This is a genomic window from Cryobacterium sp. RTC2.1 (genome assembly GCF_035018685.1).
GTDB classification, from domain to species: domain Bacteria; phylum Actinomycetota; class Actinomycetes; order Actinomycetales; family Microbacteriaceae; genus Cryobacterium; species Cryobacterium glucosi.
Genome location: NZ_JASJXJ010000345.1, coordinates 1 through 558 on the forward strand (window position 1 = coordinate 1; position 558 = coordinate 558).

1 protein-coding gene is annotated in these 558 nt (G+C 68.5%); it reads left to right on the forward strand.

What is annotated here, in order from left to right; all coding sequences use genetic code 11:
* Positions 1-558, forward strand: a 558-nt coding sequence (locus QN357_RS19215) for a PLP-dependent transferase (RefSeq protein ID WP_323505429.1), incomplete at both ends; no start/stop codon positions are given.

Here is a 558-nt window from a genome sequence, read left to right on the forward strand (position 1 = left end):
ACATCGAGGCGCTCGCCACGCTCGGGCACCGTTTCGGCGTCACCGTGATCGTCGACAACACGTTTGCGAGCCCCGCCCTGCAGCATCCGCTGGCGTTCGGCGCCGACGTCGTCGTGCACTCGACCACCAAGTACGTCGGCGGTCACTCCGACGTGCTCGGCGGGGCCCTCGTGATCAATGACGATGCGCTCTACCAGAAGGCGCAGTTCCTGCAGTTCGCCACAGGACCCGTCTCCGCACCCCTCGACGCCTGGCTCACCGTGCGCGGCATCAAGACCCTCTCGGTGCGGATGGACCGGCACTGCTCCAACGCGCAGGCGATCGCCGAACACCTCGACGGCCATCCAGCCCTCGAAGCCGTCTACTACCCCGGCCTGCCGAACCACCCCGGCCACGAGCTCGCCAAACGCCAGATGAGCGGCTTCGGCGGCATGCTCTCGATCGCGTTCGCCGGCGGGGCCGCCGCTGCCCGTGCCTTCGCCGAGTCCACGAAGCTCTTCCAGCTCGCCGAGTCCCTCGGTGGCGTCGAGTCCCTCGTGAACTACCCCGCCGAGATGA